Raw genomic sequence first — 15,026 nt, forward strand, 5'->3', positions numbered from 1 at the left:
AGTATATATACAGCATGTTATATACAGAGGTGAGATCACCAGATATACTTTGCATCACAAAGGCAGCGAAAAACAGAACTGTGCGTCTTCATCTACTTTTGCATTCGCCCACGTTTTACCGCCAAGCTTTTCTACGATTCTGTTAACAATGGAGAGTCCTGTACCGATGCCTTCAAAATCTTTTCTGTCAACCGTATCGCGATCACTGGAAGTAAATCGATCGGCAGCATTTTCATTAAGTATACCGATGAAGCCGAGTATAGATCGTAACGGAGCGCGCAAGTCGTGCGAGATATAATATGAAAATGCTTCCAGCGATTTATTGGCGGCCTCGAGGTCTGCAGTCCTGTCTTTAACCCGTTGCTCCACCTCCGTATAAACAATAACATTCTCAATTGTTACGGAAGTGATATCCGCCAGCGACTGAAGCAGCCTCATCTCATCGTCTGTTGGCTAATGTTTCTCCGCTCAATAATTTCCGATGGCGCCTATGGTCTCCGTTGCGCGAATCGGCACCATCACCAGACTTTTTACAAATGTGGGGCGATAGGCATCTTGCGGAATTCGGTCATCGAGGTATATATCTTCGATGGCGACAGTTTTCTTATTTAGTATCGACCATCCGCTGATACATGTGTTGAGCGGGAAACGCTTTCCTGTCCACAACGGTCCGATGGCATCCTCATCAGTATAGTAACTTGTCTTTGTCGCGCAAAACAAATGTAGCACCATCTGCTCCGGTAAGTTGCCGGGCGGCAATGCGAACAATGCGCATAACAGTGTCCCAATCGCGGGCAAGCGAAAGCTCCTGAACTGCGGTGACCAGGCGTTCCGTTCTCATGTAATTATTATTTCATTTTCCCTGAAGCAATTTTCCGTCCCATTCAAGTTACTTGTCCCTATATGGATAGAACACAATTGGACAAGCACTCTATTCGATCATCCATTCAAAATAGAAACTGACAAAGCCTCGTCATTTTCAAAAAGGCTCACCTAAATTACTATTAATACCGATAATTTATTATATTGAATGAAGTAATTCCTTCCCTGGTCTACCTCTACTGAAGTTGTATCCTAATAAAACATTGTGGTTATGGATGATAAAAAAGAGTTGAAGATCCTCATGCTGGAGGACAACCTCGATGATGTTAGTATAATTGAACACGTTCTTCGCAAGGAGAATCTGACTTTCTCTTACCAGTGTGTCGATACGCGTGAAGAATTTAATGATGCCATCAGAATGTACAAACCTGATGTAATTCTCTCCGATCATGGCCTTCCCGGTTTTAACTCGCGCGAAGCATTGAAGATATGTTTGCAGGAAGCGCGGCATGTACCCTTCATTCTTGTTACCGGCACAGTATCCGAAGAGTATGCAGTTTCCTGTCTCCACGATGGCGCGGATGACTATATACTGAAATCCAATTTATCGCGACTGCCTACAGCGATCGTTAACGCAGTAAAAAAACGTAAAATAGAAAGACTGAAACGCAAAGCAAGACTCGCGCTAAAGCGACAAAATATAGAATTGCTGAAGGTTAATAAAGAGCTTGACAGTTTTGTATATAGTGTATCGCATAATTTACGAGGACCGCTGGCATCGGTGATGGGCTTACTGAGTTTAACCACCGATCAACGAGACTATAAAATTCTGGATTCCCTGCACACCATGATGGCCACCAGCATAACCAAACTGGATGATACACTGAGTGAAATACTTGAATACTATCAGAATGCACGCAGCGATGTTCAAATCGAAGAAATCAATTGGTCGTCCATTATACAAACAAGTCTGAGCAAACTTGACTACCTCGATAAAGACAACCAGGTTAAAAAAAGCATCTCTATCAATGCGGATGTCCCCTTCTACTCCGACCACGATCGCATCAGTATAATCTTCACCAACCTCCTGTCCAACGCTATATCCTATAGCGACAACAAGAAAATATCTTACGTTAACGTTAGAGTATATGCTACGGAGGAGAGCGCCGTTGTTACCATACAAGACAACGGCATCGGTATACGCGATGATGTCATGCCAAAAATATTCAACATGTTTTACCGCGGCACCGAACGAAGTCGCGGTGCCGGCCTGGGACTCTACACCGTAAAAGAAACCATCGCAAAACTAAAAGGCAACATCGAAATCACTTCATCCTTTGGTAGGGAAACTACCGTCCATCTTACGATCCCGCAGGTTGAGCATTAATCGTTAATCGTTATCTGTTCATCGTTATTCTTGAGTTTGTTACTGCCGCGGCATGGATTCCGGCTGGTGACCACATGTATACTGCTATATATAAGCTACCGGCTTCTGGCCACAAGATGTCGATGTTTTTTTTCATTGTAGCCAGAAGCACACAGCCAGCAACTACTCTGTATCGCCCTACTTGTCCGAGGCCTTCTTAAAATCCTTGTGTGCTTTTTCACCATTTAATATGTCCCGATGTGCCAGACCGTAAAGTTGCTTTGTCTTTCCGGGCAATGCGATCCGTCAACCTTTTCCTGCCGCGTCATGCGACTTAAAAAAACTTTAGCGTGCTCTTCAACAGAGAGTTCCGGGTTTCTATAAGCGGGAGTACCGGATTTTTCTGTGAGCAGGCAAGCACCTCCGACAAGTAAAAGAAGTACAGGCCCAGGCGCATATTATAGTCATTACGACCATAAGATTACCAGATTTATTGTACATTGCAATCGATGTAAAATATTTTTTCCTGGTGTGATTAGTGTTGCAGGAGAAAAAATTTCCATTCATATTCATGGCTTCGAAACTTAAACCTATTCTACATGGAACAATCTATAGATCGCTCTCGGCTCTTTTGGGCAAGCTGTCTCGCATTGCTGGTAACATCACTGTCTTTCGGTATCCGGGCAGGTATTCTTGGTGAACTCGGCAAAATCTTCAACCTGGATGGTGCACAATTAGGGGTTATTACAGCAACAGCATTCTGGGGATTCCCGCTGGCGGTAATCATCGGAGGAATGGTGGTGGACGTAATCGGTATGAAGCGCTTGCTGCTGATCGCGTTCGTATTTCACTTACTCGGTATAGTACTCACCATTTTTGCAACAGGTTACTGGTCATTGTTCCTTTCAACGCTGTTGATCGGTATAGCGAACGGTACCGTAGAAGCTGCGTGTAACCCACTCGTGGCGACTATTTACTCCGAGAACAAAACAACCAAACTCAATCACTTCCACTTGTGGTTCCCGGGCGGTATTGTTATCGGTACACTGATTGTGTTCTTCTTTAACAAAATCGGTTTAGGATGGCAGATACAGGTAGCGACTATGATTATACCTACGTTGCTCTATGGTTTCTTTTTCTCACGCCTGAAATTCCCGGTAACGGAGCGCGTTGCTTCCGGTGTATCAACCGGTGATATGTATAAAGCTGTATTTACACCGCTCTTCCTTTTCATGATCATCTGTATGTTTGGTACGGCAATCACGGAATTGTTTACCGGTCAGTGGATCGATGTTTTGCTGAAGAGTGTAACGGACAATGCTATATTGATACTCACGCTTACAACCGGTGTCATGGTGGTAGGACGCGGTCTCGCAGAACCCGTTGTACACCGATTCTCTCCTCAGGGTGTATTGCTGATCTCGGCTGTACTTTCAGTAGCAGGACTATATTTACTTGGTCACAGCACCGGTAATATGATCTTCGTAGGCGCGCTTGTTTTTGGTATGGGCGTTTGCTACTTCTGGCCAACCATGATTGGCTTCGTGGCAGAGAACCTTCCGAAGACTGGTGCTGTAGGCCTTAACTTTATGGGTGGTGCAGGTATGTTTGCCGTATCCGTATACCTGATCTTTATGGGTGGATACTACCAGGAACTTGTTGAAAGCAAACTTCCTGCAGGTATATCAGAAACTGAAAAGACTGCACTTATTGAAGAAGCGAAACGTGCTGCCGGTCCTGAAATCATTAACGTTACGCTGATCATACCAATCATGCTCGTGGTAGCCTTTACCGGATTGGTGATCTATATGAAGAACCGAAAGAAAACTGCTGCCGCTGCTGCCTAACGCAAAGGCGCTTCAACATATTGAAAGAGGATGGCTATGTCATCCTCTTTCTTTTTTATACGTTTAGCAACGGAGACATCCGTATATCCCTTGAGTATGAGAAAGTTTATCGTGATATTCATATTCCTGTCAACACAAGGTATGGCACAACATGGAACCATAAAGTTTCTGGCGCTGGGCGATTCCTATACCATTGGTGAAAGTGTAGCCGTAAATGAACGCTGGCCCGTGCAACTGGCTCATGCATTACGTGCGAAAGGTATAGATTGCTCCGAACCACAGATCGTTGCAACCACCGGCTGGCGCACTGATGACCTGAAACACGCCATTGAAAAAGCCAGGCTCAAACCCGAATATACATTAGTCTCATTACTCATTGGTGTAAACAATTATTACCAGGGTAAATCTGCAGAAAGCTATGCCCCGGAATTTGAAGAACTGTTACGCACAGCCATAGCGTTGGCACAAGGCGACAAGTCACGCGTATTCGTTGTCTCCATACCCGACTACGGCTATACACCCTTCGGCAAAGAAAAACAAAATGTGATCAGCACCGGTATAGATGCCTACAATGCCATAAACAAATCGGTCGCACAAAAGCTGGGAGTAAAGTATATATACATCACCGATATCTCCCGCAAAGGCCTCACAGACCACGACCTTGTGGCAACCGATGGACTGCATCCATCAGGGAAGATGTATCGTGCGTGGGTGGAGCGAATGCTTGGGGTTATTCGGTAATCGGTAATCGGTAATCGTTAACCAAAATCCAGAAACACGAAGACTCAAGAAAATTCAGCGTTACACAGAGAAATATACTTTGTGACTCTTCGCAGCTTCGCCGTGCCCTCTGCGCAATGGATTTTACAACCGCCATGTGAGAGATAACCGCGGCATCAAATTACCACAAGCTCGCAGCTCGCACCTAGAGGCTCCTCTGGATGCGCTTCAAAAAATCACTCCTATAAATCTGTCCAATCGGTATACTTCTAGATGCCACCATCACCGTATTGCCATCTATATATTGAAAATGATCGAGGGCGATAATAAATGATTTGTGTACTCTTGCAAACAATTGTTCCGGCAATTGCTGTTGCATACTTTGCATCGTTTCGTGCACAATAATTACCCGGCCGGGCAAATGTATTTTCACGTAGTCACCAAAGGCTTCTACAACAAGTATGTCGCGGTGTTTTACCTTGTACAGTTTCTTGTCAGCATTCAGCATGATATAGTTGCAGGAAACCGGGGGGGCCGCTGCCTGTAATTTATCGCGAAGTTTATTAACGGCCCGCAGGAATCGCTCAAACGGAAACGGCTTCACCAGGTAATCCACAGCATCTACTTCAAAGCCTTCTATAGCGTACTCGGGATAGGCCGTTGTAAAAATTACCAGTGGGGGCCGCTGGAGACTCTTGTAGAAATTTATACCGGAGAGCTTCGGCATGTTTACATCCAGGAACATAACCTGCACCGGTTCTTTTGCCAATACGTCATTCGCATTCAGCGCATGGCTGCATACATGGGTTAAAACCAGGTCTGGGACATCAGCTATATAATGTTTCAGAATGTCCTGCGAGGCCGGCTCATCCTCCACGATCATGCATGTAATCTTCATCTTCGGTCAGCAAATGGTTTGGTTATCTCCTCCGGACGAATGCGCAAATGTACCCGGAATATATTCCCGGTTTCCGTTACATCAAATATACCACGATCACCATAGAGCAGTCGCACGCGTTCGCGTATATTATGCAAGCCTATACCTTTTACCTGGTTCTTATCAAACTCCTCCCCTTGGCCTTTGTTATTCTCGATCTTAAAATCGACCTGGTGGCGATCGGCTTTCAAATGCATGTTAATAAATGTATTACCGGTATCACCTTTTATACCGTGCTTAAAACTATTTTCTACAAGCTGCAACAAGATCATAGGCGCGATCGACACATCTTCTTCCAACGCAACGTCAAAAGTTATAGCCGCTTCCGACCCGATGCGATAGCGTTGCAAATGAATATAGTCGTGCAGAACTTTCACCTCGGATCGCACCGGCACGTACAGGGCATTCGATTCATAAATAACATAACGCAGTATATCCGATAGCTTAATGATCGCCTCCGGAGTTTCAGTTGCCTTTCGAAGTGCGAGTGAATATAGCACCGTAAGACTGTTAAAAAGAAAATGAGGATTTACCTGGTTCATCAACGCACGCAACTCGGCTGTGAGTTTCTCTTTTTCAAGCTGCTGCATGCGTTCTTTCGTCTCATTTAATTGAATCCATTCTTTGGACAACTTCAACAATGAAGTAGCGGTTATTAAGGTCACAAAGAATTTAAGCAGGTCGGTAAATTCGTAATAGGAAATAAAATAATATCCCGGCAATACATAGTCGATCAGTTTATCAAACAATATCAAATTGAAGTATGTGCCCATCCCCAGCGTTGCCAGCACCAGTGCACCATAGCCTATATATTTCCCCTGTTGCAGGTACCGGGGCATCCACAACAGTAAATTGATATATACCGGCAGCATTAGTGTGATCATGAAGATAATGGTATATATATAGTCGATCGGGAGCAACCGGCTGGAGCTGGCAAACAGCTGAAGTAAAATATAAAAGCAAATTATCCAGAACAAAAAATGTTGTAGCAATGTGCTCCGGACAATTCTCATGATCGTTGTGGCCATCTAGTACAGTCGGTTAAGATTCATCACTACTTCCGATTTCCCCGTAAAGGCATTTGGATCGTCTCCATACTTCAGAATAAACTTTTGCAATTCATCGGTGGAAGCCGTGAGAATATACATCTTGTTTTCATCCTTTACCTCACCATCGTAAACAACTTCGTGCTGTATCCGGATCTTGTTCTGTTCAAACAGCTCTGCCAGCCATTCTTCGTTAAGCCATTCGATGATAAGATGTTTGCTATCGGTAATATGTATCCGCGCCAGCGAATGCGAAGGTATGAGGTGAAGCGCAAACAGATCGACTTGTTTTCCCTCCTGCTCTTCCGGAATAAAATCAAGATATATACTGTTGTTCAGCGAAAAGAGATGTGCGATAAAAGTTGCCGCCACACCTTCTTCAGACGTAAGCGTTATGGCATACGCGTTCTTTTTTTCAAACGGAAGTATCTGCCATTTACCATTTTTCTGGTCGCGCCATGCGCCCACCAGTTCTTCCTTAAAGAACACATCACTCTCTTTGTAAAACGGGTGCAGCGATTTCACAATACATCCTCCCATGAACAATCCTAAAAGAATAATACTGAAAGAAATTTTGTTTTTCATAGTTGTTTAAATTTAATGTACCGGAAAATTGGGTTACCGTACGGGGCTGCTAAAATTTTTTCGATGAACACAAGCCTGCTGTCGTCAAACACTGTCTGCGTAAATGGGCTGGGAATGAAGTGTCTATATTCCGGAAAACACAAGTCTCAAGCCTCAAGAGTATCAACCCCTTACGGGATTGGCGTATAATTTGAACAGTTCCGAAAAAATTAGTAACCTTACCAAAACGTTGTTCACTTGAACACTCCCTATTCTGTACCTGTGAAGACTCCGGCTATGACACAAACGTCTATACCCGGCTTACACATTGTTGCGAACTTTTCCGTTCCCGACATCGCCAAGCTGGGCGACTATCATGCTTTTCAAAATTTTATCAACGATCAGATAGAAGCTTTCCAACTGAGCAAGGTTGGAGAAGTATATCATAACTTTCCTGGCGGTGGCTTTACCGGTGTGGTTTGTCTCACCGAGTCTCATCTTTCCATCCACACCTGGCCGGAACAGAATTACATAACGTTTGATGTTTTCCTGTCCAATTTCCTCAGAGACAATCGCGCTACAACGGAAGGGCTATACAAAGCCGTTTGTAATTTCTTTCATGCCGATATCCTGTTCGAACAAATCATCAACCGCTAACCGTGAAACAAAATACAGTTTATAATTGTCCGGGTTGCAGCACGGCTCATAAGGTACAACTGAATGATGCCACGCTGGTCATTTGCCAGGTATGCAATGAAATTGTGGCTGATAACGTGGCTGATTCAGAGAAGCCAAAGGCCGCACACATTCCGGATGACTGGAGTTTCCTGCAGATCGGAACCACCGGAGTGTATAAGGAGTATAATTTCACCGTTATCGGGAGATTACGCCTTCAGCTACGCAACGACTACAAAAATTTCTGGTGTACTACCTGCGATGGCGGAAAGTGCCTCTGGATTGCAGAGTCTTTTGGAAGCTTCGCGCTGTTTACAGCATCCTGGACAGAGGTGAAAAATGATCTTTCACAACTGCATGCCGGCAAGAAAGTCATTCTCGCCAACAACGTTACGCTGCGAGGTGAGTATGTAGAGAAATGTGAAGGCATAAGCTATACCGGGGAGATCGGGCCGTGGAATTTATTCTATCCGGGCTTCTTCCTTATTCAGGCCAGCAACGGCAGCGGACAGACTGCGTTCTTCACGATCAAAAAAAATAACAGACACGTTCTTTCCGGACAAAAAGTAACACTGGAAGAACTTAATCTCAAAAATATACTTACCTGGGATGAGTGGAAGTAACTATACAATAACCTGTCTCAATTGCGGCACGGTTAATACGGTTCGCGGCAAAGCCATGACACTCGCCATGACCTGCAGCTCGTGTCAATACTATGTGCGTTTAGGTAAGTGGAATACCGACCGGAATATATTTGGCTATAAAGATGAACCCGCTATACCGATTGGAGCCAAAGGTAAATTTGATGGCGTTGTCTATGAAGTAATGGGCTTCGTGGTAAAACAGGAAAGCAAATACCATTACAAATGGCGCGAGTACCTGCTCTTCAACCCAATGCACGGATATGCTTTCCTGTCGGAGTATAGCGGCAACTGGAATTTCGTATGGCCTGTCGAAGTTGGTCCCAAGGACAACCCCGACATGGAATTTTACTATGAGGAAAGCTTCTATCGACTATATCAGAAGTATAGCGCCGATGTAATCTATGCACGCGGAGAGTTTTTCTTTGATGTGGTAGACCTTACCGCATCAACAACGAACCACGAATATATAGCTCCGCCTTACATGACTACACTTGAAAAAAACGGTGATAGTCTTCTGTGGTGTAAGGGAGAATATTGCTCACCGCAGGAAGTAGCCCAGGCATTTAATATACCGGTGAGCCGACTTCCGAAAAAAGAAGGACGTGGTTACACGCAGCCGGTGGTTACTTCATTTAAAGAAGGAACGCTGATCAAGGCATCGCTTGCTATTTTGCTAGTGATTATTGCACTTCAGTTTTACTTTAACAGTAGCGCCAAGGAAGAAGTAGTTTTCAGTGGCACATTCAACCAGAGCGAACTGAAAGATCAGAAGTTCTTTGTATCATCTTCATTTGACTTAAAAGGAGGAACCAAAAGCGTTGCCATGGATATTTATGCTCCATTGGTAAACGACTGGTTCTATGCAGACTTTGCGCTCATCAATGAAACAACAGGTACCGAGTATAACTTTTCAAAAGATATAGAATACTATTCGGGGTATGAAGATGGAGAATCGTGGAGCGAAGGCTCCACCCGTGGCGAAGCGTTTTTATCCGAAATTCCGGAAGGACGTTACCACATCAATATATACCCTGAGTTCAGCGTGTCGTATCAATCCTTTTCGATCAGGGTGGTGCGCGATGTTTCATCCCTGTCGAACTTTATTGTTATCCTGGTATTGCTCGCGATCTTCCCTGCTGTATTTTTTATTCGCAAATATATGCTCGAAGCAAAACGCTGGGAAGACAGCGACTATTCACCTTATGCAACTGAAGAATAATTTACGCCTATGCGTTGGGACGAACTGAAAGGACTTAAATATTACCTCGGCTTCTCTGCCGTAGTAATCGGTTTTTATATTTACTCGAACATGATTGGCTGGCGTTGGTTAAACGCTACCAAAACCACACATGAAAAAAGCGCCACACGTGGCCACGCCAGAGGATACTTTTACCACAAATAAACCAACAACATACTATGGAATGGAAATATGTACTCGCATCGATCGTCTTTTCACTGGTCGGCATTATTATACTCGGTATATGCTTCTGGATCTTTGAAAAGATCACACCGGAAAACCTCTGGAAAGAGATCATCGAGAAGAACAATATAGCACTCGCTATTGTTGCCGGTGCCTTTATGATTGCTATGGGAATTATTATAGGCTCGGCTATTCATAGCTAATCTGTATTCATGTACAAACAGGAAAGTAAAGCCGGCAGTTTTCAATGGTTACTGCTCATATCTGTATTTGCAGTAGCCACCTGCGGATTGATCTATGAACTGGTAGCCGGTACATTGGCCAGCTACCTGTTGGGAGATTCCGTTACCCAGTTCTCCACCATTATTGGTACATACCTGTTTGCTATGGGTATCGGATCGTACCTCTCGCGATTCCTGAAATCAAATTTACTGAGCTGGTTTATCAGCATCGAACTGCTCGTGGGGATGGTGGGCGGATTCAGTGCCGGTATACTCTTTATACTGTTTGAACAGGTAGTATATTTCAGGGTAATTCTATATACCCTCGTGATTCTTACCGGTACACTCGTAGGATTGGAATTACCGTTGCTCATGCGTATTCTGAAAGACCGCATTGAATTCAGCGATCTCGTTTCACGGATCTTTACCTTCGACTATATCGGTGCGTTGTTTGCTTCGCTCCTGTTTCCGCTATTATTTATACCCTATCTCGGACTATTGCGCACATCTTTCTTCTTCGGGTTTCTGAATGTTGTTGTCGCGTGGATCGTTGCCTATAAATTCAGGAACGAGATCAGAAGTTATCACCGGTTGAAATGGTCTGCGATTGTGTGTCTGCTCCTGCTCGCATCCGGATTTATACTCTCTGAAAAATTAACAGCACTTGCCGAATCACTTACGTATCCTGACAAAGTGGTATATGCGCGGTCAAGCCCTTACCAGCGCATTGTATTAACCCGCAGTGTGATGGACTGGCGTTTATTTCTGAATGGAAATTTACAGTTCAGTTCTGCGGATGAATATCGCTATCATGAAGCGCTGGTTCACCCGGGACTTGCTCAAATGAAAGCCCCCAAACATGTGCTTGTGCTGGGAGGTGGTGATGGTATGGCGGTGCGGGAAATACTCAAATATACTTCGGTGGAGACTATTACGCTGGTCGATCTGGACAAAGTTATGACCGACCTGTTTCAATCGAACAGTGCGTTGATGAAACTCAACCACCACGCTCTCACATCACCGAAGGTACGCGTGATCAACACCGATGCCTTTGTGTGGATTCGCGAACATCAAAAAACATTTGATTTTATCGTGGTGGATTTTCCGGATCCATCCAATTACTCGCTCGGCAAACTATATACCGTCTCTTTCTATAAAGAACTTTACCGTATACTGGCGCCACAAGGTTGTCTCGTCATTCAATCGACATCACCTTTTGTTGCTAAAAACTCTTTCTGGATCATTGATCGTACCTTGCGTCAAAGCGGTTTTCTGACAACGCCCTACCATTGCTATGTTCCTTCCTTCGGAGAATGGGGATTTGTATTGGGATATAAAGAAAGTCTGTCACAACACTTCAATCTTCCAAAAGACCTTCGCTTTGTGAATGAGGAAACCATCAGGCAGATGGAAAATTTTCCTCCGGACATGCGTGTGGCAGAAAGTCCGTACAACACGCTGAACAATCAGGTGCTGGTGAATACCTTTGAAAAAGAATGGGCTGATTATACACGATGATCTCGCGCAGAAAATTTGTAAAGCATTCCATGCAGGCAGCAGCCGGTTCATCGCTGTTGTTATCAGCACTGCAATCCTGCACTACACCTTCCGCATACCCGTCAAACCTCGTTGGTCCTAACGCACAGTTAGGACATATGCTGCGCACCGGTAAATTTGATGCACCATCCGAAAGCAGTAGCGCAGACGTTGTAATTATTGGCGGTGGTATATCCGGACTATCCGCAGCGCGTTATCTGAAAAAGTATACCGGTAATTTTATTTTGCTTGAACTGGATAATGATACCGGTGGCAACGCCATGGCCGGAAGCAATGCTATATCTGCTTATCCATGGGGTGCGCACTATTTGCCACTGCCGGGCAACAACGATCCGGAGCTCATTGCTTTTCTGCAGAAAGCCAATGTTATAACCGGCTTTGAAAACGGGCTGCCGGTATACAATGAATATCATCTCTGTTTTGATCCGAAAGAAAGACTATATATCAATAACTTCTGGCAGGAAGGTCTGACACCGCGCGAAGGCGTACCGGAGAAAGATCGCCAGGAAATTGAACGCTTCCTTGCACTGATGCATGACTATAAAGATCAGCGAGGTAGTGATGGCCGGGAAGCATTTGCCATACCGGTTGATCATTCATCACAGGATAAAAAGTACCGCGTGCTGGATTCCATTTCCATGGAGGAGTTTCTCGCACAGAACAAATTTACTTCACCATATTTGCGCTGGTACGTAAATTACTGTTGTGCCGATGACTTTGGTTCGTCATTAGCCGACACATCGGCATGGGCCGGCATTCATTACTTTGCTTCGCGAAAAGGCAAAGCTGCAAACGCATCTTCCGACACGATGCTCACCTGGCCCGAAGGAAATTACTGGCTTGTAAAACAATTACGAAAAGATGTAGTGTCTCAAATAAAAAACAATACACTGGTATATTCGGTTGAGACAACAGCCACGGGCGTATCGGTGCTATATTTTGATGCTGCCACAAACAAGACGAAACAAATCACAGCTCATGCTGCTGTGCTGGCAACACCGCAGTTCATCAATCAACGGTTGTTGAAACCTTCGTTGAACCGCGCGCTCGATTACACTGCGTTTCAATACGCACCATGGATGGTAGCCAACATCACGCTCGATGCTACACTGGAAGAACGCAAAGGCGAAAAACTTTGCTGGGACAATGTAATTTACGGAAGTGATTCACTCGGTTATGTGAACGCTACACATCAGCAGATCGGATTTCACGGTAACCAGAACGTTGTAACGTATTACAAGCCGCTATTGGGTAGTGATATTAAAAAGCTTCGCGAACAAGCCTATCGTGCCACCATAGAGGATTGGAAAACTACAACGCTGCAAGACCTTCGTAGACCGCACAAGGACATTGAGCATTATATCAAGCAGTTTGACGCGTGGGTATGGGGACACGGCATGATTAAACCTTCCCCCGGCTTTATAACTGGAGAAACACGCCTGCAAGCAGCTGTACCTGTAGAAGATAAAATATACTTTGCACATTCCGACATGAGTGGTGTCTCAATCTTCGAAGAGGCATTTTACCGCGGCCATACGGCCATTCGCAGGATATTGGAGCGTGACCTGTTTAAAATTTCATAACCGATTAATATAGGTATATGACAACGAAGCAACCGTGGCTTAGCGATCCGCAGAAAGAGATTGGCTTGATACTGGCCCCTTCGCTCCTGCCCGTGGTTGCCATTTTTATATTTCAGGATTACTTTATAAGTCACGAGGTCTCCAGCTTCTGGTGGGTACTCCTCGTGTTGTGCATTGACGTGAGCCACGTATATAGCACCTTATTCCGCTTTTATTGGGACAAGCCTACTTTCGTAAAGTATAAAAGTCTGTTGATCACGATACCGGTAACAGCATTCTTGATAGGCGCGGGCCTACACTTCTACGACTCCATGTTGTTCTGGAGAATACTCGCTTATGTAGCAGCGTTCCATTTTGTGCGGCAGCAATACGGCTTTATACGATTATACTCTCGCAAAGAAGCAGCCTCAAAATTATTTCGAACCATTGATACGGTGGCCATCTACAATGCTACGCTATACCCGCTTTTATACTGGCACCTGCACCTCACATCCAAATTGAGCTGGTTTGTGCAGGGTGATTTTGTGGCCCTGAAATCCATTATTGCCTCAGATATAGTTCAGGGTATATTTATAGTAATCATCGTTTTCTATATGCTCAAAGAAGCGTGGGTTAGTTATCAGAACAAATTACTGAATATACCTAAGAATATGATCATGCTGGGTACATACTTGTCGTGGTACGTTGGCATCATCACCTTTCAGGGGGACCTGATTTTTACATTGCTCAACGTGGTGGCGCACGGTATACCCTATATGGGTTTGATCTGGATTCACGGAGAAAAGAAAGCTCCGGGCTTTTCATTTGGCTGGAAGGGTATCGCCATCTTCATGACTATATTGCTGGGTCTCGCCTATTTCGAAGAGACTTTGTGGGACATCCTGGTGTGGAAAGATCATCCGGATATATTTCCATTCTTTACAGCGCATGACCCCTTAGACAATCCTTTTATACTCTCGGTGATTGTACCCTTGTTGGTCTTGCCGCAGATTACCCACTACGTTCTGGATGGATTCATCTGGCGCTTCTCCAAAGATTCGCAGGCAAGGATCTGATCTTTCACATCGTCTTTGTACCTTGTATATAAACTAATACACTATATATGTGGTGGATCTATGCACTGCTGTCAGCGTTGTTTGCTTCGCTCACAGCCATTTTTGCCAAAGTTGGTATAAAAGACGTTGACTCCGATCTGGCAACCGCTACACGTACACTGGTCATCATGGTAATTACATGGCCCCTTGTATTCCTCAAAGGAAATGTTGTTTTACTCACCAGTTCACTTAACAAAAACAACATCATTTTCATTGTTCTCTCCGGTATTGCAACCGGTTTATCGTGGTTGTTTTATTTCAAAGCATTGCAATTGGGAAAGGTATCACAGGTTGCACCGGTGGATAAATTAAGCGTAGCCCTTACGATTATTCTTTCGGTACTATTCCTGAATGAATCGCTTACCCTAAAAACCGCATTGGGTGCTATATTTATTATCTGCGGTGTACTACTGGTTATCTCCTAAAAAAATATTTTACAGTACATCGTTTTCGGCAGAAACCAGGCGGAAGAAATGACGTTTATACTATTGTAAACAAGTATATATCTGATACCAAAAACACAAACAACC

Annotated in this window: 18 protein-coding genes; 12 read left to right on the forward strand and 6 right to left on the reverse strand. The window is 44.4% G+C overall.

Annotated elements, in window-relative coordinates:
• Positions 1-54 precede the first annotated feature (54 nt).
• Genes ACFQ21_RS01460 through ACFQ21_RS01470 form a run of 3 tightly spaced genes read right to left on the reverse strand, consistent with a single transcriptional unit; the run spans position 55 to position 841 of the window.
• Positions 55-438 (reverse strand): ATP-binding protein, encoded by a 384-nt coding sequence (locus ACFQ21_RS01460; RefSeq protein WP_377573786.1) that lies wholly within the window; start codon positions 436-438, stop codon positions 55-57.
• Between the two features lie 30 nt (positions 439-468).
• A complete protein-coding gene (locus tag ACFQ21_RS01465; RefSeq protein ID WP_377573789.1) occupies positions 469-732 on the reverse strand; it encodes a hypothetical protein in 264 nt (87 codons plus the stop codon).
• Positions 686-841, reverse strand: coding sequence for a hypothetical protein (locus tag ACFQ21_RS01470; RefSeq protein ID WP_377573792.1), 156 nt, complete (start codon positions 839-841; stop codon positions 686-688). The genes ACFQ21_RS01465 and ACFQ21_RS01470 overlap by 47 nt, the downstream gene beginning before the upstream one ends.
• Before the next feature lie 252 nt (positions 842-1,093).
• Between ACFQ21_RS01470 and ACFQ21_RS01475 the strand changes: the two genes are divergently transcribed.
• The 3 genes from ACFQ21_RS01475 to ACFQ21_RS01485 all read left to right on the forward strand — a co-directional run bounded on the left by ACFQ21_RS01475 (position 1,094) and on the right by ACFQ21_RS01485 (position 4,776).
• Positions 1,094-2,209, forward strand: coding sequence for an ATP-binding response regulator (locus tag ACFQ21_RS01475; protein WP_377573795.1), 1,116 nt, complete (start codon positions 1,094-1,096; stop codon positions 2,207-2,209).
• A 578-nt stretch (positions 2,210-2,787) separates the two neighbouring features.
• Entirely contained in the window at positions 2,788-4,035 is a 1,248-nt protein-coding gene (locus tag ACFQ21_RS01480; RefSeq protein ID WP_377573798.1) for an MFS transporter, read from the forward strand.
• A gap of 96 nt (positions 4,036-4,131) precedes the next feature.
• Positions 4,132-4,776 carry an SGNH/GDSL hydrolase family protein gene (locus ACFQ21_RS01485; RefSeq protein ID WP_377573801.1) on the forward strand — a complete coding sequence of 215 codons (645 nt, stop codon included), beginning with the start codon at positions 4,132-4,134 and terminating at the stop codon, positions 4,774-4,776.
• A gap of 184 nt (positions 4,777-4,960) precedes the next feature.
• Here the strand turns inward: ACFQ21_RS01485 and ACFQ21_RS01490 are convergent, their stop codons facing one another.
• The 3 genes from ACFQ21_RS01490 to ACFQ21_RS01500 all read right to left on the reverse strand — a co-directional run bounded on the left by ACFQ21_RS01490 (position 4,961) and on the right by ACFQ21_RS01500 (position 7,323).
• Positions 4,961-5,653, reverse strand: coding sequence for a LytR/AlgR family response regulator transcription factor (locus ACFQ21_RS01490; RefSeq protein WP_377573804.1), 693 nt, complete (start codon positions 5,651-5,653; stop codon positions 4,961-4,963).
• The gene (locus ACFQ21_RS01495; protein ID WP_377573807.1) at positions 5,650-6,576 is read right to left on the reverse strand and encodes a sensor histidine kinase; all 927 of its coding nucleotides are present in this window, start codon (positions 6,574-6,576) and stop codon (positions 5,650-5,652) included. The genes ACFQ21_RS01490 and ACFQ21_RS01495 overlap by 4 nt, the downstream gene beginning before the upstream one ends.
• A 144-nt stretch (positions 6,577-6,720) precedes the next feature.
• Positions 6,721-7,323, reverse strand: a complete 603-nt coding sequence (locus ACFQ21_RS01500) for a hypothetical protein (protein WP_377573809.1) — start codon at positions 7,321-7,323, stop codon at positions 6,721-6,723.
• Between the two features lie 237 nt (positions 7,324-7,560).
• Between ACFQ21_RS01500 and ACFQ21_RS01505 the strand changes: the two genes are divergently transcribed.
• Genes ACFQ21_RS01505 through ACFQ21_RS01545 form a run of 9 tightly spaced genes read left to right on the forward strand, consistent with a single transcriptional unit; the run spans position 7,561 to position 14,921 of the window.
• Positions 7,561-7,959 carry an S-adenosylmethionine decarboxylase family protein gene (locus tag ACFQ21_RS01505; RefSeq protein WP_377573812.1) on the forward strand — a complete coding sequence of 133 codons (399 nt, stop codon included), beginning with the start codon at positions 7,561-7,563 and terminating at the stop codon, positions 7,957-7,959.
• Between the two features lie 2 nt (positions 7,960-7,961).
• The gene (locus ACFQ21_RS01510; RefSeq protein WP_377573815.1) at positions 7,962-8,600 is read left to right on the forward strand and encodes a hypothetical protein; all 639 of its coding nucleotides are present in this window, start codon (positions 7,962-7,964) and stop codon (positions 8,598-8,600) included.
• A complete protein-coding gene (locus ACFQ21_RS01515; protein ID WP_377573818.1) occupies positions 8,587-9,840 on the forward strand; it encodes a DUF4178 domain-containing protein in 1,254 nt (417 codons plus the stop codon). The genes ACFQ21_RS01510 and ACFQ21_RS01515 overlap by 14 nt, the downstream gene beginning before the upstream one ends.
• Before the next feature lie 9 nt (positions 9,841-9,849).
• Complete coding sequence (locus ACFQ21_RS01520) at positions 9,850-10,023, forward strand: hypothetical protein (protein WP_377573821.1); 174 nt, start codon at positions 9,850-9,852, stop codon at positions 10,021-10,023.
• A gap of 14 nt (positions 10,024-10,037) precedes the next feature.
• The gene (locus tag ACFQ21_RS01525; RefSeq protein WP_377573823.1) at positions 10,038-10,244 is read left to right on the forward strand and encodes a DUF350 domain-containing protein; all 207 of its coding nucleotides are present in this window, start codon (positions 10,038-10,040) and stop codon (positions 10,242-10,244) included.
• A 9-nt stretch (positions 10,245-10,253) separates the two neighbouring features.
• Positions 10,254-11,780 (forward strand): polyamine aminopropyltransferase, encoded by a 1,527-nt coding sequence (locus ACFQ21_RS01530; RefSeq protein ID WP_377573824.1) that lies wholly within the window; start codon positions 10,254-10,256, stop codon positions 11,778-11,780.
• Positions 11,777-13,402, forward strand: a complete 1,626-nt coding sequence (locus tag ACFQ21_RS01535) for an NAD(P)-binding protein (protein WP_377573826.1) — start codon at positions 11,777-11,779, stop codon at positions 13,400-13,402. Before ACFQ21_RS01530 ends, ACFQ21_RS01535 begins: the two co-directional genes overlap by 4 nt.
• Positions 13,403-13,419: 17 nt before the next feature.
• Complete coding sequence (locus ACFQ21_RS01540) at positions 13,420-14,457, forward strand: hypothetical protein (RefSeq protein ID WP_377573828.1); 1,038 nt, start codon at positions 13,420-13,422, stop codon at positions 14,455-14,457.
• Between the two features lie 47 nt (positions 14,458-14,504).
• Complete coding sequence (locus ACFQ21_RS01545) at positions 14,505-14,921, forward strand: EamA family transporter (protein ID WP_377573830.1); 417 nt, start codon at positions 14,505-14,507, stop codon at positions 14,919-14,921.
• Positions 14,922-15,026 lie beyond the last annotated feature (105 nt).

The sequence above is a fragment of the Ohtaekwangia kribbensis genome (genome assembly GCF_042676245.1).
In the GTDB taxonomy this organism is placed as follows: domain Bacteria; phylum Bacteroidota; class Bacteroidia; order Cytophagales; family Cyclobacteriaceae; genus Ohtaekwangia; species Ohtaekwangia kribbensis.